Genomic DNA, 22,571 nt, shown 5'->3' on the forward strand with positions numbered 1-22,571 from the left:
CAGAGAAGGCCTAGGCTGGGTAAGGATCCTAGGCCGGTCTCCGCCGATTTTCAACACTTTTTGTTAACGGCTCGCCCATGTGGCGCAGTTTTTCCTTGCTGACAACGCCGGATCTGCGTTGTCGTGCTCCCCTCTCCCCTTGAGGGGAGAGGGAGAAGCAGCCGTCGTCATGGCGCGCGGCTTTGGCCCGTTCAGCGGCTTCGGCTAGTGCTTCCGGTTTGTCAGCAGTCTGAACTGCGCCCATATGGCGCAGTTTTTTTGCGGCGATCAGCCAGCGGGTGTTGCCGAGAGAACGGCCTCCACGCGCTGGCGCAGCACCGGCAGCAAGTCCCGCGCAAACCAATCGTTGTGCTTGAACCAGCCCTGGTTGCGCGGCGACGGATGCGGCAGCGGGATAAAGCGCGGCCCATGCGCGGCAAATCCCGCCACCGTGGGCGTCACGCCGCCGCGCGCAGCCGCCCCCAGGAAACGCCGCTGCGCATACTGCCCGACCAGCAACGTCAGCTCGATCTCCGGCAGGCACGCCAGCAGCGCATCCATCCACAACGGCGCGCACTCCTTGCGCGGCGGCAGGTCGCCGCTGGCGCCACGGCCCGGATAGCACAGGCCCATCGGGATGATGGCGATGCGCGCGGCATCGTAGAACACCGTCTTATCAATACCCATCCATTCACGCAGCCGCTCACCGCTGGGATCATCCCAGGGAATGCCGCTGGCATGCACGCGCGTGCCCGGCGCCTGGCCGACAATCAGGATGCGGGCCGCGGCGGCGGCTTGTACGACCGGGCGGGGGCCAAGGGGGAGGTGCGCTTCGCAGAGGCGGCAGGCGCGGACCTCGGTCAGCAGGGTGTCGAGGTCGGTGCGGCTATCATTGCTCACGACGGAAGTGCTTACAGGAAGGGCGTGCTTCATGCCGGGATGCCGAGCAGAGCCAGAGCGCGCAGCGCCGACGCTGAGGCGCTGGATGGCCGCTGATCAAGCGGATGCGCAATAGCATTATCGAGATCGGCATCCGCAACAGGGCGAATGCGGACCGGCATCGACGCCCGCATCAGCCGGCAGATTTGATTAGCTTGCGTTTGCCGGCGAAGTAATCGGCATCGATGGCAACAGCCGGGCCGGAAGCAATGCCGTCAGCGAGGAGAGAAATGTTCATCGACATCGTGCCCATGGCGCCTAGTCTAGGCACTTTGGCAAAGTCTGCCAAGCCAGGGCGACGAGGATATGTTGAGTCGGAAAGATGATCCCCAATTGTGATGCTTTAGACTCTATTCCGGGTATGCCAGCGCGTGCATGTGCAAGCGGGCCGCAATAAAGCGCGGCCCGCTTGCCTACCTCTTCCGATCAGAAGCGGTGACGCACACCGACCCCAAAGCTGTCGCCGTGCGACTGGTCGCTCAGCTTGTCATAGAAGTACGCGGCATACACGTCGGTGCGCTTGGACAGGTTGTAGTCGTAGGCGAGGCCGGCCGTGTTGCGCTTGAAGTTCGCGACACTGTTCTTGGTCTTGTCGTAAGCATAGGAGACCAGCACGTTGCCATTGCCCACGGGGATCGAGGCGCCAACCTGGCCATTGGTGTGCTTGATGTCGCCCGTGGCGTTGTTGACGTCGCTCTTGATGTACTGGCCCTGCGCGAACAGCTTGACCACCTTGAAGTCGTAGCTCACGCCGACCTGCACGGCGTTTTGCTTGTCGAAGCCGGCCAGCGCCGTGGGCGAGGTCACGTCTCCCGGGGTGCTGTTGAACTTGACCTGCTGGAAGGCTACGGTTGCGCCGAAGTTGCCGTTGAAGTAGAGCACGTTGCCGCCCCACTTGTTCTTGCCGACGCTGCCTGCCTGCTCGCCGAACGAGTAGATCGCGTTGGCGGTCAGGCCGCTGAAGTTCGGCGTGGAGTACACCAGCGAGTTGCTCCAGCCCGAGTCGCCGATGATGCCCGGGTCATAGACGCGGCCGTTGCTGGCCGAGAAGTACGTGTGGAAGATCGCCGGCGAGAACACATAGGAGTCGACCAGCGGGTTGAACAGGATGGTCGAGATGAAGTAGGGCGTGGTGTTGCGCCCGAGCTTCACCGTGCCCAGCGTGGCGCTCTGCAGGCCGACGTACGCATTGCGGGTGAACAAGGCGTCGCCGTCGAAGCGGCCTTGCTTGCCGGTGTCCGGGCGCAGGAAGCCGTTCAGGTCGAAGATGGCCTTCAGGCCGGTGCCAAGATCCTCGGTGCCCTTGATGCCGAAGTACGAGGTTTGCATGCCGCCGCTGTTGACGCCGTAGGCGCGGTCGGCACCGCCGGCCTTGGTGGCGCCGACGTAGGCGTCAACCATCCCGTAAAGCGTGACGCTGGATTGCGCCATTGCGTTGCCGCAGATCAAGGCTGCGGCCATGACTGCCAGTTTCACGGCCGGCTTGAATTTGTGTTGCATAAAGACCTCCATGGTTGACCCCGTTTTCTATCGTTGCTGGCTCTGTCGCATTCATGGGGCACGACAACGCCCCTCCGGGGGCAAGCCCCGGTTATTCAAAACCGTGTGCTCTTGAAATGGCTGGCGCAGGACTGCGCCGGTACGCTAGCGCCGCTCAGGCTTGCTGCCAGCTCACATGCGCGGCCACCACCTGCCAGCCTTCGGGCAGCCGCACCCAGCTCTGGCTCTGGCGGCCCAGGCGCGGATCGCCGGCGCGCCGAAAGGCGATGTTGGCTACGGCGAAATCGTTGCCAAAGGTGGTGACGCTGCGCTCGGTGATCTCGCGGGCAAGCCCCTTGGCCGGGCGCGCCGCGCGGAACGCGCGGATTGCCTCGATGCCGTAGAGGTTTTCGCCGGCGCCGTAGCGCAGCGTGTGCGGGCTTGCCCAGAACAGCCGGTCGAGCTCGGCGACGTCGTTGCCGACCAGCGCCCGTTCATAGGCATCGAAGGCGGCTTCCACCTCGGCGAGGATGGCGGGATCGTTGATTCTCATCTTGCTTTCGTGGGTATCCGGACCAGCCCGGTGATGTCGCTCGGCGTGACTGCGATGGATGCAGTTTGCGGCAATTCGATTGCATACAACCAGCACTTATTTCTTCTCATGGCGCACGCAAATTGTGTGCACTCGCTGGTGCGCGCCGCGCGTCGCCATGCAAGCCCAGGCGCGCATCAGGCGGCCTGCGCCAGCGGCTGGTGCAGGCCGGTCAACGCGGCCTTCAGATGCTCGGCAAACGCTGCCGCCGCGGGCGGCAGGCTGCGGCCCTTGCGGGAGCCCAGCACCAGCCGGCCGCCGCACAGCTCGGGGTCGGACAGGGGCACGGCAATCAGCGTGCCCTGGCGCGTCTCGCGCAGCGTGCCGGCCTGGAACTGGAAGCAGATCGCCCCGGTCTGGCGCGCAAAGCTCTTCAGCATCTCTACCGTGGTGGCTTCCAGCATGACCCGCAGCGACAACCGGTTGCGCGCGCAGATCGCCTCGATCAGCCGCCGGCTGCCAAAACTCTCCGGCCCGAGGGCGACCGGATAAGGCTGGCAGTCGGATAAACGCAAGGTGCGCCGGCTGGCCAGCGGATGGTCCGGGCGCATCATCGCGCAGAAGGGCTGCGCGGACACCGCCAGTTCGTGAAGGAAAGCCGTGGGCGGCGGGTCGTGCGCCAGCAGCAGGTCGGCCTCGTCCTCCTTGAGCGCGGCGAGCAGGTCGCCGGAGTTGCCCACCGCCACGCGAAACTGCACGCCGCGGTGGGTGGATTGGTAGCGGCCGATGACTTCAGGCAGGAAATCGGTGGCGACGGACTCGACCGTCGCCATGCGCACGGTGCCCCGCACCAGCCCGCGCAACTGCTCCATCTGCGCGGCGGCCGAGTCGAGATCCGCCAGGCTGCGGCGCACGGTGGCGACCAGCACCTCGCCGGCGGCGGTCAGCCGCACGCCGCGCGGCAGGCGCTCGAACAGCGCCGTGCCGATATCCTGCTCCACCTCCAGGATTTTCCGGTTGAGCGCGGTGGACGCGACGTGGAGTTGCTCGGCGGCCTTGCGGATCGACCCGTGGCGGGCCACGGCGTCAAGATAGAGATAGAGGCGAGGCGGGTGGAGCATGGCGGCGTGCGCTCAGGCGCTAGTGAGATCGATCCGCTCTCACTAGCAAGGATCGTGCGCATGCCGACGCTACGCGCTCAGCGCAGTCCCGGCAGCAGGGCCGGCGCCATGGCGGGGCAGCGCGACCTGGCAGTAGAGTTGCCGCAGCGCGCCCAGCGCTGACGCCCGGTCTTGCTCCGTGGCATCCCCCAGCATGAGGCCCGCGGCGTGCGGGGCGACCGACATCACAAAGCGCAGGCGTTCAAGCCGGGCAGCTTCAAACGTTGACAGCCAGGCGCGCGGGCTGGTCTCGCCCCCGGCCAGCGAAGTGGCAATCAGCTCGGCGGCGCTGCAGGCGTCCTCGATGGCCTGCGCCACGCCCTGGCCAAGGGGTGGCGCCATGGCGTGGGCACTGTCGCCAAGGTACATCACCTGCGCATGCGGCTCGGCAAAGCGGATGCCGGGCGCCCGCATGCGGTACCAGCAGATGGCATCCGCATTGGCGCAGAGCGTATCGATCAGCCAGGCCGCCTGCGGCCCCGGCCTGGCGTGCGCGGGCGTGTAGGCCACGCGCAGCGCCTCCATGTTCATGCTCGCATACAATGGATTTTCGCCGGGGGCGGGCAGGCTGCCCGCGATATTGATCTGCCCGTCCGGCAAGCGGAAGGCCAGCAGGCGGTTAGGGCCGTTGCACCATTGTTCGTAATCGTCGATCCGGCCGGCTCCGGCGTCCGGCGCCATCAGACGGAATAGCAAGGCACCAACCTGGTGCGTTGCGGGCTGGCCGGCAAACGCGCTTCGGGTGGGAGAGCCACGGCCATCGGCCGCGATCAGCAGGTCGATATCGTCAAGCCGGCATTGGCGGCCATCCTGTTCCCAGACCACGTAGCTGCGTGCCGGATCCTGCAGGCTGGCGCCGCATTCCAGCAGCTTGCAGCGGTAGCGCACGGTGTCACCGGCGGCCTGGCGCAGCACGCGGTACAGCGTGCTGCGCAAGATGCGCACCCCGCCGTGGTCCGCCACGCGCGTGAGCGGCAGGTCCAGCAGTACCTCGCCGCTGCACAGCGACACGCGCCAGTGATCCCACGGCAGGCCGGCCTCGCCGATGGCGCTGGCCAGCAGGGGATCGCGCATGTGCAAGGCCTTGATGGCGTTGGGGCCGATCACCAGTCCGGCGCTCGCACGGTCATCCGGTGCAACCTGCTCCAGGCAGGTCACCTCCAGCCCGGCTTGCATGGCCAGCGCGCGGGCCATGATGCTGCCGGCCACGCCGGCGCCGACGATGACAATGCGTTTGGTGGGGATCCTGGGCGTCATGGGCGCCAGTTTGCGCAAAAGGACTGCACGCAACCAGCACCGATTTGGTCTCATGGCGAGCGCGCAATGTGTGCGCTCGGCGGGCGGGGCCGGAAGCCGCCCCGCCTGGCCCCCGGAGCCTTAAGGCACGACCGACAGGAACAAGTACGCCGCCAGGATGACCAGGTGCACCACGCCTTGCAGCATGGTGGTGCGGCCCGAGTGCAGCGTCAGCGTGCTGACCAGCAACGTCAGCGCAAGCAGCACGGTTTCCGTCGGGCCCAGGCCCAGCGTCAGCGGCTTGCCCACCGCGATAAAGACCGCGGCCACGGTGGGAATGGTCAACCCGATGCTGGCCAGCGCGGAGCCCAGCGCCAGGTTCATGCTGGTCTGCAGGCGGTCGGCGCGCGCGGCGCGCAATGCGGCCAGGCCCTCGGGCAGCAGCACCAGCGCGGCAATCACGATGCCAACCACGGCCGGCGGGGCACCGGCACTCGCTACCGCCGCCTCCACGGTAGGCGAGAGCAGCTTGGCCAGGCCGACCACTGCCACCAGGCACACCAGCAGCATGCCGCCGCTGGTGAGCGCGATCTTTACGGGCGGGGGCGGGGCATGCACGCTTTCGTCGGAGGTGCCCTCCACCAGGAAGTAGTCGCGATGGCGCACGGTCTGCACAAACACAAAGCTGCCGTAGAGCACCAGCGAGGCAATGCCCGCAAAGGCCAGCTGCGACTGCGACAGCATCGGCCCGGGAATCGCGCTGGTGTAGTTGGGCAACACCATGGTGAGGACGGCAAGGGCGGCCAGCACGGCCAGCGCGGCGGTGGCGCCCGGCGCCTGGAAAGCCTGCTCGCGATGGCGCAGGCCACCCACCAAAAGACAAATCCCCACGATGCCATTGCACACCAGCATGGCCGCGGCAAACACGGTATCGCGCGCCAGCCCGGCCTTCTCGGGGCCCGCGGACAGCATCACCGAGACGATCAGCGCCACTTCGATCACGGTCACGGCAATCGCCAGCACCAGCGTGCCAAAGGGCTCGCCCACTCTATGCGCTACCACCTCGGCATGGTGCACCGCCGCAAACACCGAGCCCGCGAGGGCCAGGCCGGCCAGCACCAACAGCAGCGCCTGACCGGGCACCGCCATGCCTGCCCCGAGGATGGCCCAGGCTGCCACCGGCAGCCATAAGGTCCAGGCAGGCAATTTATTCGACGTCAATGACATCCGTTCTCCCTTTCTGGTTAATGAAATATGTGGTTTCTGCTTGATTGTGATGGGTGCGGCGCGTCAGGACTGACGAGAAAGTGCCGCCCTCAGCGGGCTTGCTGGCCGTTTTCCCCGTGGCGTCCTATTGTGGTTCAGCTTGGGGCGGCAGCAATCCGCTCGGGCGGCAGCGCGCATGTAAGGCAGTCGTATCAGGGATTCAGTTCCCTGAAATTCGCTTTAATTGAAAGGAATTGCAGCTTGATTTGCTGGAGTTGGCGGGGATTTCGCGGTTTTGTCCTGTGTTTCGGAACCCCCGGCGCCTAAAGTCCTGAACTCGGCCGGCCATTCCAGCGTCGCACCAGAGCAGCACAGGCATCTCCGGACGCGCAGCAAGCGTCCCTTTAACGGCACGGCGAGCGCCGCGCCTTTCCCCCTTTCGACCAGGAGAACTCTCATGAAAAAGTACGGATCGGCTAAATGGCAAGGCGGCCTCAAGGACGGCCAGGGCAGCATCTCGGCGGAGAGCGGCGTGCTAAAGGATGCGCCCTATGGCTTCAAGGCCCGTTTCGAAGGGGGACCCGGCACCAATCCCGAGGAACTCATCGGGGCGGCCCATGCGGGATGCTTCTCCATGGCGCTGTCCCTGATCCTGGGCGAGGCCAACATGGTCGCCGAGAGCATTGCCACCAAGGCCACGGTCACGCTCGACAAGGACGGTGGCGGTTTCTCCATCACCGCCGTGCACCTGGACGTGACGGTGCGCGTGCCCGGGGCCGACAAAGAGGCGGTAGAGAAATGCCTGCAAGGGGCCAAGGCAGGCTGCCCGGTGTCCAAGCTGCTAAAGGCAGAGATCACCATGGACGCCAAGGTGGAAACCTGATCCCGCGCGCTGCGCGCGCTGCGAAGGCGCGCGCAGGCCCCGGGCCCGGCATCCGGCCAATAGGTCGGGCGTGGCCAGCCTGGCTACCTATAATGAAGATTCGCCGTCCCGCGCCGCACCTGGCGCGGGACCGCGCGGGCGTTCAATGGACTGAACGCGTCTCCTATATCCAGACCTTCCAAGATAAGGCAGACATCATGCATAGCAGTGAAGCAGTCCTGACTCAGGCTAGGGCGGCCATCGCCCACGTGCCTTTCCACAGCCATCCCATCCATCCCACCATCCACTTGCGCCTGAGCGACGGCGCGCTGATTCTCGAAGGCGAAGTCCCCGATATTGTCGACAAGAGCCGCGTTGCCGCGTCGGTACGCCGTGTCGACGGTGTGTCCGCCGTGATCGATCACCTGCGGGTCGCCGACGGCGGCGCGGCGGTTGGCGACGGCGAACTGCGCAATGCCATCTGCGTACGGCTGCTGCAGGCGATCGACTTTCGCAATTGCCGCATCTGCGCCCATACCAAGGGGAGGATCGAACACGTGCGCGAAGCCGTTGGTGAGTCCAGCGGCGAGATCGAGATCGAAGTCGTCGACGGCGTGGTGACCCTGCGCGGTCACGTGATCAGCCTGTCGCACATGCGCCTGGCCGGTGTGCTGGCGTGGTGGTCGCGTGGTTGCCGCTGCGTGATCAACGAGCTGGTGGTGGCCCCGGCCGAGGCCGACCGCGACGACGAAGTCACGGAAGCGCTGAAGCTGGTGCTGGAGACCGACCAGTTCGTCGATGCCGACCGCATCCGCGTGCAGACCAAGGACCGCGTCGTCACGCTCGAAGGCTACGCCGCCACCGAAGCCGGCAAACGCCAGGCGGAGCGCGATGCCTGGTACGTGCATGGGGTCGAGGACGTGGTCAACCGCATCGTGCTGAGCAATTAGGCGCCACTGCCAACGCAACTTCGCAAGTTCTCAAGTTCAATCGCTGGATCGGATCATGCCGTGCCCGCCGGGCGCGGCATGTCCTCTACGCGCCAGTAGCGCCGCTGCGAGCGCAGCGCAAAGCGCGCCCGGTAGCTCGACATCGACATCCCCGTTGCCCGCTGGAACAGCCGCCTGAACGCCGCCGCGTCGCTGTAGCCGCAGGCTTCGGCCACCGCCTGCGAGCCATGCAGCGTCACCTCCAGCAGGGTCTTGGCGCGCTCCACGCGCAGCCCGTGCAGGTATTCCAGCGGCGTCATGCCGCTGACCTGCCGGAAATGCCGCAGCAAGGTCCGCTCGCTCACGGCCGCCGCCTGCGCCACCAGCGCCAGCCGGTACGGCGCATCCACGTTCGCCTGCAGCCAGCGCATGGCGCGGTAGACGGGGCTATCGGCGGTCTTGCTGAGCCAGCGTTGCGACACCAGCTCCGGCGTGAGCTGCTGGCGCTCGGCCTGGTACAGCAGCATGCGCGAGCAGGTCTGCGCCAGGTCCGGGTCATGCAGGTGCCCCAGCACGCGCAGCATGAACTCCGTCTGCAGCGCCGGCGCCACGCAGCCAAACACGCGCTGGTGCAGGCCCATGGGCTCGCTCGCGGAAAAATCGCAGCGCGGATAGCGCTTGGCCATCCAGCTCTGGAAGGTCCACGGCGCACCCATGCGCGCGCCATCCAGCAGGCCAAGCTCCGCGGGGAAGGCGATGCCGCTCGCCCCCGCCGCGATCCATCCTCCCGCCTGCGCATGCCGCTCCAGCAAGCGCAGCGCCTGGCCGGCGCCGGCCACGATCTCGCCCAGGTGTGGCGCATTGCGCGCGAGCACGCCCGGCACCACCACCAACGCATTGCCGTCTTCCGTGGCGCGCCGCCGCCGCGCCGGCTCCAGCCCCAGGGTGGGCAGGGGCAGCGCGCGGCCCGACGCGCCGATCACGGTCCAGCTCAGGTCGCGGTCCGCATCCGGGCGTTGCAGCCGGGCCACCCCCGCCGCGGTGCGCAGCACATCCAGCGCGCCGAACAGCATGCCGGGCATGGCCTCGGGCAACCACAGCAAGCGCACGTGCAGCGGCACGGGGCGGCTAGGCGGGGGAAGGGTGGGAGGTTCCGGCAGGGCGGTAGTGGCAGAAGAGGCGGGCATGGCGGGATAGGCATTCCAATTGGCGGGATTGATCCTACCTTGCCGCGCCTGCAAGGGCTAGCATCGTCGCTCGGCGGACCACCGCCCTAACCACAATAACGATGCAAGCAACAGGAGACTTCATGCAGCCAACCCTGCGCCGACTTACCCATACCGCTGTGGCAGCGCTTGCGCTGGCATGCGGGGCAGCCGGCAGCGCCCGCGCCGCGGACACGCAACTGCTGGATGCCGCCCGCGCGGCCGAGCCCGCGTTGATCCAGTCGCTCAAGGACATGGTGTCGATCGAGTCCGGCAGCACCAATGCGGCCGGCCTGGCGCAGATGGCCAGCTTCACCGAGGGCCGGCTCAAGGCGCTGGGCGCCAGCACCGAGCGCATTCCGGTGACCAAAGGCCCGGGCACCATGGTCAAGGCCACCTTCACCGGGACCGGCAAGCGCCGCATCATGCTGATCGCCCACATGGACACGGTCTATGGTCCCAACACGCTGGCGACGCAGCCGATCAGGCTGGACGGCAATCGCCTGTACGGCCCCGGCATCGCCGACGACAAGGGCGGCATCGCGGTGATCCTGCATTCGCTGGCTATCCTCAAGGCGGCCGGCTGGCAAGACTATGCCCAGCTCACCGTGCTGCTCAACCCGGACGAGGAAGTGGGCTCGCCCGGCTCGGGCGACACGATCACCAAGCTGGCCGAGCAGCATGATGTGGTGCTCTCCTGCGAGCCTTCAGCTGGCTCGGTCGTGATGAAGGGCCAGCCGCTGCTGCTGGCCTCGGCCGGCGTTGCCACCGCCACGCTGGACGTCAAAGGCCGTGCGGCGCATGCCGGCGCCGCGCCGGAACTGGGCCGCAATGCGCTCTACGAATTGTCGTACCAGATGCTCCAGACCCGCGACGTGGCCAAGGACGTGCCGGGCGCGGCGCTGGTCTGGACCCGCGCGAGCGCCAATGGTCCGTTGAACCAGATTACGGAGAAGGCAGAGGCCGTGGGCGATGTTCGCCTGACCCAGCCCGGCGCGCTGGAGAAATTGCAGGCAGCGCTACAGGCCAAGCTAGGGTCAAGCCGGCTGGTTCCCGATACGGAAACCACGCTCAGCCTCACGCCCGGCCATCCGCCGTACGTGGCCGACCAGCGCAGCCGCGCGCTGGCAGCGCGGGCGCAGGCCATCTACAAGGAAATCGACCACGATCTGACGCTGGTGCCGCAAACCGGCGGCGGCACCGACGCGGGCTACGCCGCCCGCTCGGGCAAGCCCACGGTGCTCGAGAGTTTTGGCCTGGCAGGCTTCGGCTATCACGCCCGCGACGAATACATCGAGATCGACTCGATCGTGCCGCGGCTCTACCTGGTGTCGCGCATCCTGCAGGAAATCGGGCGCAACTGATGCGCACCTGCGGTTGCCGCTACCGGCAACCGCATCGCTTGGCAAACTCAAAATAGCAAACACTCTCAACGGGAGATTTCATGCATCCATCCTTGCGCCGGCTTACCCAAGCCGCCCTGGCTGTCCTGGCCCTCGCCACCGGCAGCGCCTTTGCCGCCGATGCCCAATTGCTGGACGCGGCCCGCACCGCCGAGCCGTCGGTGATCCAGTCGCTCAAGGAGATGGTGTCGATCGAGTCCGGCAGCGCCAACGCAGCGGGCCTCGCGCAGATGGCCAGCTATACCGAAGGCCGCCTGAAGGCGCTCGGCGCCAGCACCGAGCGCATTGCAGTGACCAAGGGTCCCGGCACCATGGTCAAGGGCACGCTGACCGGCACGGGCAAGCGCCGCATCATGCTGATCGCCCACATGGACACGGTATATCCGGCCAACACGCTGGCGAAGCAGCCGATCAAGCTGGACGGCAACCGCCTCTATGGCCCCGGCATCGCCGACGACAAGGGCGGCATCGCGGTGATCCTGCATTCGCTGGCCATCCTCAAGGCGGTCGGCTGGCAGGATTACGCCCAATTGACAGTGCTGTTCAACCCGGACGAAGAAGTGGGCTCGATCGGTTCCGGCGAGACCATCGCCAAGCTGGCCGACCAGCATGACGTGGTGCTGTCGTTCGAGCCGACCGCCGCCAAGGCCGTGGTCAAGACCGAGGCCCTGCTGATGGGCGCCAGCGGCACCGCCACCGCCACCATGGAAGTCAAGGGGCGGGCCGCGCACGCCGGCGCCGCGCCAGAGCTGGGCCGCAATGCGCTGATCGAGCTGGCCTACCAGCTGCAGCAAACGCGCGACGTGGCCAAATCCGTGCCGGGCACCCAGCTCAACTGGACCACCGCCCAGGCCGGCGAGGTACGCAACCAGATTCCCGAGCGCGCCACCGCCATCGGCGACGTGCGCACAACGGTCAAGGACGGCCCGGAGAAGCTGCAGGTCGCGCTGCAAAAGAAGGCTGACGAAGGCAAGCTGGTACCCGACACGCAGACCACGGTGACCTTGGAGACCGGCCGGCCGCCGTTCGTCGCCAACGCGCGCGGCCGCGAGCTGGCGCAGCGCGCGCAAGCCATCTACGCCGAGCTCGACGGCCGCCAGCTCGCCATTGTCGAGGGCACCGGCGGCGCTACCGACGCCGGCTACGCAGGGCGCTCCGGCAAGGCCGTGGTGGTGGAGAGCTTCGGCCTGGCAGGCTTCGGCTACCACGCGCGTGACGAGTACATCGAGATCGATTCGATCGTGCCGCGGCTGTACCTGCTGACGCGCATCCTGCAGGAGATCGGGCGAAGCTGATAGTGTTTCGCCCGGTGCAGCCTGAGCCGGGTTTGCGCGCCGTGTCCAGGGCCTGCCCTCGACAGGCCAGCACGGCGCCCGGCAGCTAGCCTTCGCACCTCACCGGGGCTCTGCGCATACACAGGCTCCGCCCTATCTGCGGCATCGCGAGCGTCCATGCCGGCGCGACCGAGCACGAAGTCCTTCCCGTATATCCCCAAGGTCCGGCTGGCTGGACACGCCACGCCGGACCGCGCTGCCCCCGCACGGCGTCCGCTCAGCTCTCGCCATCTCTTCTTCGATCCAAGAAAGCAGAAAACGATCGTTAAGACGTTATGTCTTAATCGATTCGGATTTTTCCTACTTTATTCAAAGAAATTTGCCAGCCATTAGGATTAATCAATAGGAATATTCGGGGGAGCGTGGCTTCTACTGGCGTAACGAACTGCAGGCGCCGCTGGGCGGGAGCGGGCAGGCGCTGTATGCCGGGCTGGACTATGTACAGGTGTTTGGGCCGTCTACCGAGGGCCTGGTCGGTACGCAGTTGGCGGGCGCCGTGATCCGAATGCGGGGTGGGCTGGGCTCCAAGCTGGGTTCGGTGTCGTATGACTTGTTCCTCGGGACGCCGATCTATAAGCCGGCAACGTTCCATACGCCGGGAGTGACGACGGGGTTTCAACTGGTGTTTCAGTACTGAATAAGCCTTAGGTACCGTCATTGCCAAATAAAAATCTCCGGCTCGTCACAAAATTTAACGTAAATCTTCCCTCCTTTCGCTAACGTGGCGGCCTGTCAAGGGCGTCGGGATCGCACGCTTGTTCCAGCGATCCATCAGGAGCGCATTCCTGATGTCGCCCGTCTGCTCGCGCAAGCGGCTTCTACCATGATGAGCAAGGAGAAACCATGTCGTATGCATTCTGCAAATTTGCCCCGGTACTGATTGCCGTTGCCGCACTGGCTGCCTGTGGTGGAGGCGGCGATGGCGAGTCCTCCAGCGGCAACACGTCGGCCGGACAATCAGGTTCGGGCGGCACTGCTCCCGGGGAAAAGCCGGCCGTCACCGACTCCGGCAGCGTTACCGCACCGTTCGTCAAGGCGGCTTCGGCTCGTTATATCTGGAAGGGCGTTGCCGTGCTGCGCACCGGGGCCTTGGCCGACTTTACACAGGCGTCCAGCGGCGCGGTGACGGTAATCAATGACATGAGCCTGACCGGCCAGAGCGCAACGCTCGATATCAATGGCGATGCCGTCTATGCGCAGGGTCGCTGGACCAAGGGGGTCGTAACGAGCGGCGACACCACCGCTCTGGACGGGGTGTCGAACGCCGCCTATCACTACATCCTGGTCAATAACCTCGAAAGCCTGCCCGCCAGTGGCAGCTATACCTGCGGCGCAGGCCGGTTCACCGCGCCCACCTTCATCGGCGGCACGAACGTGGGCGCAGCGGCCTATGCGGGTACAACAAGCGGGGAAGCTACACTGTCGTTCTCTGCCGATGGGGCCGCCGTTGGCGTTACGCTGACGTCGTCCGCCGGTGGGCAGCAGGGCTCGCTGAGCGGCAATGCGACGATCAAGTCGCCACCTAGTTCCACCTCTACCGGTACCTATTTTGGCGGTGGCACGGGCACGCAACTCACGCTCGGGGATGGCGGTGGCGGCAAGGTCCTCGTCGTTGCGCCTTATCGCGTCGCGCTGGCCAATGGGGCGCTCTACCAAGGCATCGCCTCCTTCGCCTGTGCTGCGTAAGCAGCACGGACATCGGGTCAACCGGGTTTGCGGGCAGTGCCGAAGGCCTGCTCGCAACACACCAGCCAAGCCCGGGCGGCGCGCGACAAATATCCTTCCCGCCAAACCAGCCCCAACTCCCAAGTCAACTGTGGCGCAACCAGCGGCCGAATCGCCACCCGCTCCGGATCCAGTTGACCCGCTACCGGCGCCGGCAAGATCGCCACGCCCACATCGGCCGCTACCAGTTCCCCAATAAAGTCCCAGTGCCGGCTCTGCCCGGCTATCTGCGGCGTAAAGCCGGCGGTCTCGCAGGCGTCCAGAATGACGCGGTATAGCACGAAGTCGTCCTCGTACATGACGAAGGGCAGGGTGGCGAGATCCGCTAGCCGGACCGCGCCGGCGCGGCGGGGCGCACGCTCGCCGGGAAAGACGGCGACCAGCGCCTGGCGGGTTACGGTCAGGCTGGCCAGGCCCGCGACAGCGGCGGGCAACACGGTCACGCCGAGATCCAGTTCGCCGGCGGCCACGCCTTCTTCCAGCGCGCGTCCGCCTTGTTCGCCTAGCCGCAGCTTTACTCCGGGGTACTGGCGGCGATAGGCGCCGATTACCGGTGCAAGGTAGCGGCCGGCCATGGGTGGGATGCCTACCTTCAATTCGCCGCGCGCCATGCCGTCCACCTCGGCTACCTCTTGCCGCAGGCGTGCCACTTCGGCCAGCACGGCCTGGCTGCGGGCGAAGACTACCTCGCCGGCATCGGTGAGCTGTATGGTGCGGCCTTCGCGCAGCAGCAGGGGGCCGCCGAGTTCTTCTTCCAGGCTCTTGACCATCTTGCTGATGGTCGGCTGGGTCACATGCAGGGTTTCGGCGGCGCGGGTGAAGCCGTTCTGGCGGACAACTTCCACGAAGTAGCGCAGGGCGCGGATATCCATGAGGCTGCTCCGATATGGCGTGGGTGGCGATTCTGGCTTGCCATTCCGATATGGCATGGAATCAATAATTTATATTCATTTTATATATCGAAGTGCGCTTCGTACACTAGCGTCACTGCCACGCATGCCGTGGCGCCCTAGCTTGAATGTTCCCGATGCCACGCGCTGTTCCTGCCACTTCCGCTCCACCCGCTACCTTGCCGCTGCCGGCTGGGGCTCGCCTGCGCACAGGCGCCATCGCGCTGACCCAGGTCGTGGCGCTATCGGCCTTGTGGCTGCTGGCCGACTGGCTGCGCGGGCGTCTGGGGCTGCCATTGCCTGCTGGTTTGCTCGGGCTGCTGGCGCTGGCGGCGTTGTTGTTCAGCGGGGCGGTGCGCGGTGGCTGGGTGCGCCGCGGGGCGGACTGGCTGCTGGGGGAGATGCTGTTGTTCTTTATCCCCGCGGTGCTGGCGGTGGTGCAGTATCCCGAGCTGGTGCGGCACCAGGGCTGGCGGATCTGCGCGGTGATCGCCTTGAGCACGCTGGCGGTGATGGTGGTGACGGCGCTGGTGGTGGAGCAGGTGGTCCGACTGGAGCAGCGGCTGGCGCGCCGCGCGGGCCGTGCCACCCATAACCGGCAGCAACACCATGCATGACACCATGCTGGCGGCGTTGAGCCTGGTGGCTACCGTTGCGCTCTATTACTTCAACAAGCGCCTCTATGCGCGCCGCACACGGTTGTGGCTGATGCCGCTGCTGGCCACGCCGGTGGTACTGATCGCGCTGGTGCTGGCCGCGCATATTCCCTATCGCGACTATATTGCCGACACGCGCTGGCTGATGTGGTTGCTCGGGCCAGCCACCATCGCCTTTGCGCTGCCGATCTACGATCATCGGGCGCTGGTGCGCCAGCATTGGTTGTCGATTTCGGTTGGCGTGCTGGCGGCGGTGGTGACGTCGGTGCTGAGCTCGGTCTGGCTGGCGCGTGGCTTTGGCTTGTCGGTGATGTTGCAGAAAGGGCTGGCGGTGCGCTCGGTGACCACGCCATTTGCCGTGGATGCGGTGCGTGCGCTGGGCGGGCCGCCCGATCTTGCCGCGATCTTTGTGGTCATCACCGGGCTGACGGGCATGGCGATCGGAGAGACCGTGCTGGCGTGCCTGCCGTCGGTGCGCAGCCGGCTGGCGCAAGGGGCTATCTTCGGCGCTGCTGCGCATGGTGCCGGCACGGCCAAGGCGCGCCAGCTTGGTGAAGTGCAGGGCGTGGTGGCGGCGCTGGTGATGATGATTGCGGGGCTGGTCAGCGTGCTGGCCGCGCCGCTGATCCGCAGCGTCTTCTTTTGAGCGAGCTTGCGTAGTACTGCGCAAGTGCTGCGCGCAATTGCGCATTGGCCTTGAGTAGTACTGCGTAGCCAGTGCCTTTCCGACCGCCTCGGGCGCAGGGTTTTTCGCGTGTGCGTCAACGCGCTCCGCGAAATTGGCGCAAAATGCCGCACTTGCGCGATGGTGCCGGCGCGCTGCAATGCGCCGTTCATCTGCACGTGGTTAGCTGTTCCTCTCGCCACGGCGTGCGCGGTGTTCCTCATCGCCGGACGTGCGCACCGCGCTCGCAAGCTTCACCGATCTCTCTCTCGTCTTTCAATAACAACATCATGCGATTACCGCTTCTCGCGCTGGCTGCCGCGGCCTTTGGCATTGGCACCACCGAATTCGTCATCATGGGGCTGTTGCCCGATGTTGCCGCCGATCTCGGCGTCTCCGCGCCGGCTGCCGGCATGCTGGTCTCGGGCTATGCCATCGGCGTGGCCGTGGGCGCGCCCATTCTGGCCATCCTGACCAGCAAGTGGCCGCGCAAGACCGCGCTGGTGGGGCTGATGGGCCTGTTCATCCTCGGCAATGCGCTGTGCGCGCTGGCGCCCAACTATGCATTGCTGATGGCCGCGCGCGTGGTCACGGCGTTCTGCCATGCGGCGTTCTTCGGCATCGGCGCGGTGGTGGCGGCGGAGCTGGTCCCGCGCGACAAGCGCGCGCAGGCGGTGGCGTTGATGTTCACCGGACTGACGGTGGCCAACGTGCTGGGCGTGCCGTTTGGCACCGCCTTTGGGCACCTGATGGGCTGGCGCTCCACGTTCTGGGCCGTCACCGTGATCGGCGTGGCCGCTGCGGCTGCGTTGGTGGCCTGGTTGCCCAAGGCCATCCCGATGCAGGCCGGCAGCATCCTGCGCGAGTTCCGCTCCATCGGCGCGGCGCAGGTGCAACTGGCGTTGCTGATCAGCACGCTGGCATCGGTCAGCATGTTCACCGTGTTCACCTACATCGCTTACATCCTGCGTGACGTAACGGGCTTCACCGCGCAGCAGGAGAGCATGGTGCTGCTGCTGTTCGGCGCGGGCATCACGGTGGGCGGCCTGGCCGGCGGCAAGCTGGCCGACTGGAGGCTGATGCCCGCGCTCGCCAGCTTGCTGGCGGCGGTGGCGGTGGTGCAACTGGTGTTCTCGTGGACCAGCCATTTTCCGGTGCCGACGCTGTTCACGCTGTTTGTCTGGGGCATGGTCAGCTTTGCCGTGGTGCCTGCCACGCAGGTGCGCGTGCTGGACAAGGCCAAGGGCGCGCCCAACCTGGCGTCCACGCTGAACCAGGGTGCGTTCAACCTGGGCAACGCCACCGGCGCGTGGCTGGGCGGGCTGATGATCAGCGCCGGCCTGCCGCTCACCCAGCTGCCGTGGCTGGGTGCGGCGGTGGCCGGGCTGGCGCTGCTGGCGGTGGGTGTGTCGGCATCGCTGGAGCGGGGCGTGCGGGTGGCGGCGTAAGTGGTGCGGTACCGGCGCCGGCGCTGTACGATAGGCAGCGCGGCGCCCGGCCCGCGACGCTTGCCCCTACGCCCATGGACTACGCACACATCCTCCAACGTATCCACCGCGACATAGCCCCCTTGCTGACCGAGGGGCGCGTAGCGGACTACATCCCCGAACTCGGCAAGGTCCCCGCCACGCATTTCGGCATGGCGCTGGTGTTTGCCGACGGGCGCAGCCATTGCGTGGGCGACGCCGCGGTGCCGTTCTCCATCCAGAGCATCTCCAAGCTGTTTGCCTGCACGCTGGCGTTCCAGTTGCTGGGCGAGGACCTGTGGCAGCGGGTGGGACGCGAGCCCTCCGGCAATGCCTTCAACTCGCTGGTGCAGCTGGAGTACGAGCAAGGCAAGCCGCGCAACCCGTTTATCAACGCCGGCGCGCTGGTGGTGACCGACGTGCTGTGCAGCCGCTTTGTGCAGGCGGAAACCGCGATGGTGCAGTTCATGCGCCGGCTCAGCGGCAACCCGGCGATCGACTACGACCCGCGCGTGGCGCAGTCCGAGCGCGAGCATGCGGACCGCAATCGTGCCATGGCTTATTTCATGAAGGACTTCGGCCGCCTGGAGATGCCGGTGGACAAGGTCATCGACGCTTATTGCCGCCAATGCGCCATCACCATGAGCTGCGAGGACCTGGCACGCGCGGCCCTGTTCCTGGCGCATGGCGGGGTGGTGCCGTGGAGCGGCGAGCGCGTGCTGGACGCCAGCCCCACCAAGCGCCTGTCGGCCCTGATGCTGACCTGCGGCACCTATGACGCCGCGGGCGATTTTGTCTATCGGGTGGGTTTGCCGGCCAAGAGCGGCGTGGGCGGCGGCATTGTGGCGGTGCTGCCGGGCCGGTGGGCCGTGTGCGTCTGGTCGCCGGGGCTGGACCCCAGCGGAAACTCGCTGGCCGGCGTGCAGGCGCTGGAATGGCTGACCACGTTGAGCGGGCATTCTATCTTTTGATTGGGGACGGCCTTGAACGCTCAGCCCAGCATCAGCCCCGCATGCGCCAGCAAGTGGCGGAACACCGCCAGCCGGGCCTCCCCGGTTTGCGCCAGCTTGCGGCAAACGTGCAGGTGCGCCGCCCTGTCGCTGTGTTCGCGCAGGGCGTCCTTGCACTCGCGGTCCGAGATTTCCAGATGGATGCCCGTCAGGATGGCGCAGCCCTTGCCCACGGGTGCGCTCACGATGGCGGGTGGGGTGCCTTCGAGGCCCGTGTACACCGCCAGGATCTGCGCCGCATGGTTGGCCGCGTCGTCAAAATCAAAGCGGCAGCCGCCGTGGTAGTGGGCGTAAAGCGTCACCGGGGCGGCGGTCAGGCTATGGGTGGTGCGGATTTGCGCGGCTGCGGTGCTGCGCGGGGTTGCATCGTAGGCGACGCCCCCGGTGAGCTCCGGCAGCGAGCCAACCGCCACGGCATCCACGAAGCTCAGCTCGCGCGGGCCGCAGATGGCGCCTTCGGTGCCGGCGTGGAACGCGAGTTCACGGCAGGCGTAGTACGCGCCCGCGCAGATGCCCAGGTAGGCGCCGCCTTCTTCCACGAAGCGGCGGATGCGCGCATTGGGCGCGCCGTTCAGGGCGGCGCAATAGGGCAGGTCGGCACCGCCCGGCATGACAAACATGACGGCGTCGTCGAAAAGCGTCGCGTCGTTCCGGATATCGTCGGCCATGACCGCCCGGATTTCGTACGCGCCGGGCAGCAACTGCTGCCCGATCGTGCGCATCAGGCGTGCGGTCCCGTCGGAGGTGCCGGTGTCGATATAGGTCAGGATCTGGGGCTTGGACATGATGGCGGCAGTGTCGTGGCCTTCAGGCTTGCGCGCGCCGATAGAACGCCAGCCCACCTGCCAGCGCAATCAGCGTGCACGCCCGACAAGCGGTTCAGCCAGCGCATGCCGTTACCGCGAAAGGCATGCACGATTCGTGCGCCCAGCGCTGCGTAGACCAGCATGACGGCCAGGTTCAACAGGCATTGGGCCAGCGTCAGGATGGCGTACTGCGCAAGCAACGCCGCGCTCGTATCGATGAACTGGGGCAGGAAGGCCGAGATAAACAGCAGCGCCTTGGGATTGGTCAGGGCTACCAGGAAACTGCGCTGGAAGAGAGCGCGGCCCCGTGCGCCAGCCGGCGTTTGCGCGGCAGCGGACTCCGCCGGCGCATCCGGTACCGTTTCCGGCTCTTTGCCTGAGCGCAGCATCTTCCACCCCACATAGGCCAGGTAGGCGGCGCCGAACCATTTGATCGCCTCGAAGGCAACTTCGGATGCGGCGATGACCGCGCCAAGCCCGGCGGCCACGGTGACGATCAGGATGATATCGGCGGCGAGAGCCCCGGCCATGCCCCAGCAAGCCTTGCGTACGCCATGCCTGGAGCCGTTGTTCAGGGCCAGCAGGACGGTCGGGCCGGGGGTGACGATGGTCACGGCCGAGGCAAAGATGAAGAGGAGCAGGGTAGGGAGCGTCATGATGCAATCTGGCAGGGCGCGTAGGCGGGAGACATAGGATGATTGCCCGCCGGGAGATTGTCCAGTGTTGGGCATGTGTGGCATTGCCCCGCCATGTGCTGCGAAATCCGCAAAAATGCAAGCCGGGATTGCACGAGATGAGCAAACATGGCCTGGTTTGATACGATGGCAGTTGGAACGCAACGGTAGCCCGCAAGCGCCATGGCGCTTGCGATGCACGCTTGAAGCAGTAGCGTTGGCCTGGCGAGGTTGCGTTCACCAATAATGCCGGGGACAGCCATGATCAAAGAATACGCGTGGAAGAAGCGGGTTTTCGAGACCCATGAAGTACAAGTGCAGGTGCGGCCGAGAACGCCCACTGTCTGGGAATACACGGTTCGGGTCTGCCGCCCGGGCACGAACATCCGGGCCGCCGGGACTTTGCTGGAATCGTCCAAGGTGACGGACCTTTTCCCAACGGCTGACGCGGCGGAGACGGCGGGTTTTGCCCACGGTGCGGAGCTGGCGAAACGGCTGGCGTAGGCTGCGGTTAAAGGCCGAAAAGCGTTCATTTGGTGCTTTTTGCCGGCTGATGGCGCAACAGTGTGACTTTTTGTGGCGGGTCGGTTGGGGCGTACTTTGCGTCGTTATACTGCGCGGGTCGTTGCAACCGCAGCGACAGGGTTTGACAGCCTGTTAAGAACGCGGACATGGGCCACTATGTGGTATTTGTCCGTCGTGCCTTTGCGCGTCCCTCTGGGCGGGCCTGGGCGGGGGAGCCTTCGAGCTCACCGGTTCATTCTTTCCGGCTGTCAACCCCGCCTTGCCCCGGCCCACCCCGGTTAGCAGCGAGGAGCGGTCTCCAATCCACGTGATAAGGAGGCACACCCATGCCCCAGTCTTCGCTCGCCCATTCCGGGCAAATCGCTTCTTCCAAGCTACCTGTCATCTGCGTACGACTGCGCGCCTCTCAGCGGAGGGCGCCCGATGCATAAGTACCCGCACTACAACATCACCGCCCAACGCGCCGGGCGCGACACCTTCCTTACGGCCCACGCCCATTCCGAAAGCCCGCTAAGCCTCGCCGCCGAAAAAACCGCGCAACTCAACGCGCTGCTTTCGGTGGCTGTCGAGAACGCTGCCGGCGGCACCTTCTGCAACATCACCGAAGAGACACAGAGCCATCTGCTTTCGCTGGCGACCGTGCTTGCGCATGAAACGCTGGTGCTGAGTGAGTTGGCCGCGCTCGATGATAACGAGGAGGCCGGCGATGGGATGCGCGGGCCGTGACATTGATACGGCACTTCGAGCGTATCCGGGTGACGTGACGCGGACAACGAACCGAGCGTATTCGGTTTCCGCAGGGGAGGGCAGGACCTTGCCCATGAGCCTTGCAGGAGAAGGAAGGCGCGCATCTTAACTTGGCGGCGCCGAAGAAAGTGCACTACCACACGCGTTGCCAACCGCGCGCTTGCAGCCCCATGCGGCCATCGACTATGTTGAACCTCAAGGCCGACGTGGCCGCTTCGATGAGGAGCCATGATGAACAGGGTCATAGGACACCTGGCCGTGCTCGTTGTCCTGGGTCTGTCTGCCGCCCACGGGGCGCAGGCGTCCGACATCGACTGCAAGTCAGCGCTCGGCGCGGGATCGGTCCGCTGCGAAGATCCACACGGCAACGGGATGAGATGTGCGCTGGCCACCGGCGAGCGCCCGCGCAACAAGCACCTGGTCTGCGACAACGCGGAGCTTTCGATGCGCTACGAGCGCATCTATGCCGAACAGCAGAGGCTGCTGCGCAGCGGCGTCACCAACGAGGCTGACGTCAGCGCCTGGCGCAGCAAACGGGATGCCTGCGGCTCCGTGCGCTGTCTTGATGGCCTGTTCCATGAATGGTGGCGTTGGCGGGATGCTGCCCGCAACAGGCCTGTACGGCCCGCCGTCCCGCCACGCACGACCGTTGCGGCGCCCGTCCCGCCAAAGCAGGAGCCAACACCTCCTGCGGAGGATCGGGCGACGCCCACTCAATTGACTGCCATGCAAGAGAGCCCGCAAGCGAGCGAGCCGACACAGACACAGACACCGACACCGACACCGACACCGACACCGACACCGACATCGACATCGACATCGACATCGACATCGACACCGACACCGCCGGCAGCTGCCGCGTTCCAGGCCTCGCCAACCTCGATCGCAACCGAGCAAGCCCCGCCCAAGCCAGACTCAGGCGCCGTGGTGTTGCCAGGCTTGCTCACAGGCTTCGCCGCCTTCGGCATCGGCACGGCCTGGCTGTGGAAACGCAAGCGCGATCGGCGCGCTTCGCCGAAACATGAACGGCGTCGGGCCATTTCCGCAGGCATGGCGATCCTCTATGGCTTGCTCATCGTGAATGTGCTGCTGTTGGCGTTCACGCTGAAGTCGAGTTAAGCACCTCTGCGCTACTGCCGCGACG

Annotated in this window: 21 protein-coding genes and 2 pseudogenes; 13 read left to right on the forward strand and 10 right to left on the reverse strand. The window is 66.1% G+C overall.

The window, feature by feature from the left end; all coding sequences use genetic code 11:
* Nucleotides 1–267 precede the first annotated feature (267 nt).
* The 6 genes from ACGLHR_RS37320 to ACGLHR_RS37345 form a co-directional block, all read right to left on the reverse strand.
* The gene (locus tag ACGLHR_RS37320) at nt 268–879 is read right to left on the reverse strand and encodes a uracil-DNA glycosylase family protein (RefSeq protein ID WP_400100332.1); all 612 of its coding nucleotides are present in this window, start codon (nt 877–879) and stop codon (nt 268–270) included.
* A 465-nt stretch (nt 880–1,344) separates the two neighbouring features.
* Complete coding sequence (locus ACGLHR_RS37325; protein WP_318235552.1) at nt 1,345–2,418, reverse strand: porin; 1,074 nt, start codon at nt 2,416–2,418, stop codon at nt 1,345–1,347.
* 154 nt (nt 2,419–2,572) lie between these two features.
* Nucleotides 2,573–2,950: an oxalurate catabolism protein HpxZ gene (hpxZ, locus tag ACGLHR_RS37330; RefSeq protein ID WP_318235551.1), complete on the reverse strand. Its 378-nt coding sequence runs from the start codon at nt 2,948–2,950 to the stop codon at nt 2,573–2,575.
* Nucleotides 2,951–3,126: 176 nt separating this feature from the next.
* On the reverse strand, nt 3,127–4,050 hold the full coding sequence (locus ACGLHR_RS37335; RefSeq protein WP_400100334.1) for a LysR family transcriptional regulator: 924 nt from the start codon (nt 4,048–4,050) through the stop codon (nt 3,127–3,129).
* Nucleotides 4,051–4,119: 69 nt separating this feature from the next.
* Nucleotides 4,120–5,346 (reverse strand): FAD-dependent oxidoreductase, encoded by a 1,227-nt coding sequence (locus tag ACGLHR_RS37340; protein WP_400100336.1) that lies wholly within the window; start codon nt 5,344–5,346, stop codon nt 4,120–4,122.
* A 120-nt stretch (nt 5,347–5,466) separates the two neighbouring features.
* Nucleotides 5,467–6,552 (reverse strand): calcium:proton antiporter, encoded by a 1,086-nt coding sequence (locus ACGLHR_RS37345; RefSeq protein WP_400100338.1) that lies wholly within the window; start codon nt 6,550–6,552, stop codon nt 5,467–5,469.
* 436 nt (nt 6,553–6,988) lie between these two features.
* Between ACGLHR_RS37345 and ACGLHR_RS37350 the strand changes: the two genes are divergently transcribed.
* The gene (locus tag ACGLHR_RS37350) at nt 6,989–7,414 is read left to right on the forward strand and encodes an OsmC family protein (RefSeq protein WP_400100340.1); all 426 of its coding nucleotides are present in this window, start codon (nt 6,989–6,991) and stop codon (nt 7,412–7,414) included.
* A 197-nt stretch (nt 7,415–7,611) separates the two neighbouring features.
* On the forward strand, nt 7,612–8,343 hold the full coding sequence (locus tag ACGLHR_RS37355; protein ID WP_318235565.1) for a BON domain-containing protein: 732 nt from the start codon (nt 7,612–7,614) through the stop codon (nt 8,341–8,343).
* Nucleotides 8,344–8,396: 53 nt separating this feature from the next.
* Here the strand turns inward: ACGLHR_RS37355 and ACGLHR_RS37360 are convergent, their stop codons facing one another.
* Nucleotides 8,397–9,509, reverse strand: coding sequence for a GlxA family transcriptional regulator (locus ACGLHR_RS37360; RefSeq protein ID WP_400100342.1), 1,113 nt, complete (start codon nt 9,507–9,509; stop codon nt 8,397–8,399).
* A 122-nt stretch (nt 9,510–9,631) separates the two neighbouring features.
* On the opposite strand from ACGLHR_RS37360, the gene ACGLHR_RS37365 reads away from it, so the two are divergent.
* The 4 genes and pseudogenes from ACGLHR_RS37365 (at nt 9,632) to ACGLHR_RS37380 (ending at nt 13,950) form a co-directional block, all read left to right on the forward strand.
* Nucleotides 9,632–10,891 (forward strand): M20/M25/M40 family metallo-hydrolase, encoded by a 1,260-nt coding sequence (locus ACGLHR_RS37365; RefSeq protein WP_318235545.1) that lies wholly within the window; start codon nt 9,632–9,634, stop codon nt 10,889–10,891.
* Nucleotides 10,892–10,971: 80 nt separating this feature from the next.
* Nucleotides 10,972–12,225 carry a M20/M25/M40 family metallo-hydrolase gene (locus ACGLHR_RS37370; protein ID WP_400100344.1) on the forward strand — a complete coding sequence of 418 codons (1,254 nt, stop codon included), beginning with the start codon at nt 10,972–10,974 and terminating at the stop codon, nt 12,223–12,225.
* Nucleotides 12,226–12,619: 394 nt separating this feature from the next.
* Nucleotides 12,620–12,901, forward strand: a pseudogene (locus ACGLHR_RS37375) (ShlB/FhaC/HecB family hemolysin secretion/activation protein); the annotation flags it as partial.
* A 206-nt stretch (nt 12,902–13,107) separates the two neighbouring features.
* The gene (locus ACGLHR_RS37380) at nt 13,108–13,950 is read left to right on the forward strand and encodes a hypothetical protein (protein ID WP_400100346.1); all 843 of its coding nucleotides are present in this window, start codon (nt 13,108–13,110) and stop codon (nt 13,948–13,950) included.
* Nucleotides 13,951–13,967: 17 nt separating this feature from the next.
* Here ACGLHR_RS37380 and ACGLHR_RS37385 read toward each other — a convergent pair whose 3' ends face one another.
* Entirely contained in the window at nt 13,968–14,861 is an 894-nt protein-coding gene (locus tag ACGLHR_RS37385; RefSeq protein ID WP_400100348.1) for a LysR substrate-binding domain-containing protein, read from the reverse strand.
* Nucleotides 14,862–15,016: 155 nt separating this feature from the next.
* Here ACGLHR_RS37385 and ACGLHR_RS37390 point away from each other — a divergent pair, with 155 nt between their 5' ends.
* The 4 genes from ACGLHR_RS37390 (at nt 15,017) to ACGLHR_RS37405 (ending at nt 18,636) form a co-directional block, all read left to right on the forward strand.
* Nucleotides 15,017–15,496, forward strand: coding sequence for a CidA/LrgA family protein (locus tag ACGLHR_RS37390; RefSeq protein WP_400100350.1), 480 nt, complete (start codon nt 15,017–15,019; stop codon nt 15,494–15,496).
* Nucleotides 15,489–16,181 (forward strand): LrgB family protein, encoded by a 693-nt coding sequence (locus tag ACGLHR_RS37395; protein ID WP_400100352.1) that lies wholly within the window; start codon nt 15,489–15,491, stop codon nt 16,179–16,181. The genes ACGLHR_RS37390 and ACGLHR_RS37395 overlap by 8 nt, the downstream gene beginning before the upstream one ends.
* Nucleotides 16,182–16,489: 308 nt before the next feature.
* Complete coding sequence (locus tag ACGLHR_RS37400; protein WP_400100354.1) at nt 16,490–17,647, forward strand: MFS transporter; 1,158 nt, start codon at nt 16,490–16,492, stop codon at nt 17,645–17,647.
* A 74-nt stretch (nt 17,648–17,721) separates the two neighbouring features.
* Nucleotides 17,722–18,636, forward strand: a complete 915-nt coding sequence (locus ACGLHR_RS37405) for a glutaminase (RefSeq protein WP_318235540.1) — start codon at nt 17,722–17,724, stop codon at nt 18,634–18,636.
* Nucleotides 18,637–18,656: 20 nt separating this feature from the next.
* Here the strand turns inward: ACGLHR_RS37405 and ACGLHR_RS37410 are convergent, their stop codons facing one another.
* Together ACGLHR_RS37410 and ACGLHR_RS37415 are read right to left on the reverse strand one after the other, a co-directional pair.
* Nucleotides 18,657–19,460 (reverse strand): BPL-N domain-containing protein, encoded by an 804-nt coding sequence (locus ACGLHR_RS37410; RefSeq protein ID WP_400100356.1) that lies wholly within the window; start codon nt 19,458–19,460, stop codon nt 18,657–18,659.
* Nucleotides 19,461–19,482: 22 nt separating this feature from the next.
* Nucleotides 19,483–20,137, reverse strand: a pseudogene (locus tag ACGLHR_RS37415) (LysE family translocator).
* A 279-nt stretch (nt 20,138–20,416) separates the two neighbouring features.
* Between ACGLHR_RS37415 and ACGLHR_RS37420 the strand changes: the two are divergent.
* From ACGLHR_RS37420 to ACGLHR_RS37430, 3 genes are all read left to right on the forward strand, one after another.
* Nucleotides 20,417–20,659: a hypothetical protein gene (locus ACGLHR_RS37420; RefSeq protein WP_150990685.1), complete on the forward strand. Its 243-nt coding sequence runs from the start codon at nt 20,417–20,419 to the stop codon at nt 20,657–20,659.
* Between the two features lie 444 nt (nt 20,660–21,103).
* Nucleotides 21,104–21,406 (forward strand): hypothetical protein, encoded by a 303-nt coding sequence (locus tag ACGLHR_RS37425; protein ID WP_318235537.1) that lies wholly within the window; start codon nt 21,104–21,106, stop codon nt 21,404–21,406.
* A 249-nt stretch (nt 21,407–21,655) separates the two neighbouring features.
* Nucleotides 21,656–22,546: a GntR family transcriptional regulator gene (locus tag ACGLHR_RS37430; protein WP_400100358.1), complete on the forward strand. Its 891-nt coding sequence runs from the start codon at nt 21,656–21,658 to the stop codon at nt 22,544–22,546.
* The last annotated feature ends 25 nt before the right edge of the window (nt 22,547–22,571 follow it).

Origin of the sequence: Cupriavidus sp. CuC1, from assembly GCF_044627735.1 — a bacterium.
GTDB lineage: Bacteria > Pseudomonadota > Gammaproteobacteria > Burkholderiales > Burkholderiaceae > Cupriavidus > Cupriavidus ulmosensis.

Coding starts and splice junctions, on each gene's coding strand:
- ACGLHR_RS37350 (WP_400100340.1), top strand. CDS start 6,989: ATGAAAAAGTACGGATCGGCTAAATGGCAAGGCGGCCTCAAGGACGGC.
- ACGLHR_RS37360 (WP_400100342.1), bottom strand. CDS start 9,509: ATGCCCGCCTCTTCTGCCACTACCGCCCTGCCGGAACCTCCCACCCTT.
- hpxZ (WP_318235551.1), bottom strand. CDS start 2,950: ATGAGAATCAACGATCCCGCCATCCTCGCCGAGGTGGAAGCCGCCTTC.
- ACGLHR_RS37335 (WP_400100334.1), bottom strand. CDS start 4,050: ATGCTCCACCCGCCTCGCCTCTATCTCTATCTTGACGCCGTGGCCCGC.
- ACGLHR_RS37325 (WP_318235552.1), bottom strand. CDS start 2,418: ATGCAACACAAATTCAAGCCGGCCGTGAAACTGGCAGTCATGGCCGCA.
- ACGLHR_RS37420 (WP_150990685.1), top strand. CDS start 20,417: ATGATCAAAGAATACGCGTGGAAGAAGCGGGTTTTCGAGACCCATGAA.
- ACGLHR_RS37410 (WP_400100356.1), bottom strand. CDS start 19,460: ATGTCCAAGCCCCAGATCCTGACCTATATCGACACCGGCACCTCCGAC.
- ACGLHR_RS37385 (WP_400100348.1), bottom strand. CDS start 14,861: ATGGATATCCGCGCCCTGCGCTACTTCGTGGAAGTTGTCCGCCAGAAC.
- ACGLHR_RS37370 (WP_400100344.1), top strand. CDS start 10,972: ATGCATCCATCCTTGCGCCGGCTTACCCAAGCCGCCCTGGCTGTCCTG.
- ACGLHR_RS37425 (WP_318235537.1), top strand. CDS start 21,104: ATGCATAAGTACCCGCACTACAACATCACCGCCCAACGCGCCGGGCGC.
- ACGLHR_RS37355 (WP_318235565.1), top strand. CDS start 7,612: ATGCATAGCAGTGAAGCAGTCCTGACTCAGGCTAGGGCGGCCATCGCC.
- ACGLHR_RS37400 (WP_400100354.1), top strand. CDS start 16,490: ATGCGATTACCGCTTCTCGCGCTGGCTGCCGCGGCCTTTGGCATTGGC.
- ACGLHR_RS37430 (WP_400100358.1), top strand. CDS start 21,656: ATGATGAACAGGGTCATAGGACACCTGGCCGTGCTCGTTGTCCTGGGT.
- ACGLHR_RS37405 (WP_318235540.1), top strand. CDS start 17,722: ATGGACTACGCACACATCCTCCAACGTATCCACCGCGACATAGCCCCC.
- ACGLHR_RS37380 (WP_400100346.1), top strand. CDS start 13,108: ATGTCGTATGCATTCTGCAAATTTGCCCCGGTACTGATTGCCGTTGCC.
- ACGLHR_RS37340 (WP_400100336.1), bottom strand. CDS start 5,346: ATGACGCCCAGGATCCCCACCAAACGCATTGTCATCGTCGGCGCCGGC.
- ACGLHR_RS37345 (WP_400100338.1), bottom strand. CDS start 6,552: ATGTCATTGACGTCGAATAAATTGCCTGCCTGGACCTTATGGCTGCCG.
- ACGLHR_RS37390 (WP_400100350.1), top strand. CDS start 15,017: ATGCCACGCGCTGTTCCTGCCACTTCCGCTCCACCCGCTACCTTGCCG.
- ACGLHR_RS37395 (WP_400100352.1), top strand. CDS start 15,489: ATGCATGACACCATGCTGGCGGCGTTGAGCCTGGTGGCTACCGTTGCG.
- ACGLHR_RS37365 (WP_318235545.1), top strand. CDS start 9,632: ATGCAGCCAACCCTGCGCCGACTTACCCATACCGCTGTGGCAGCGCTT.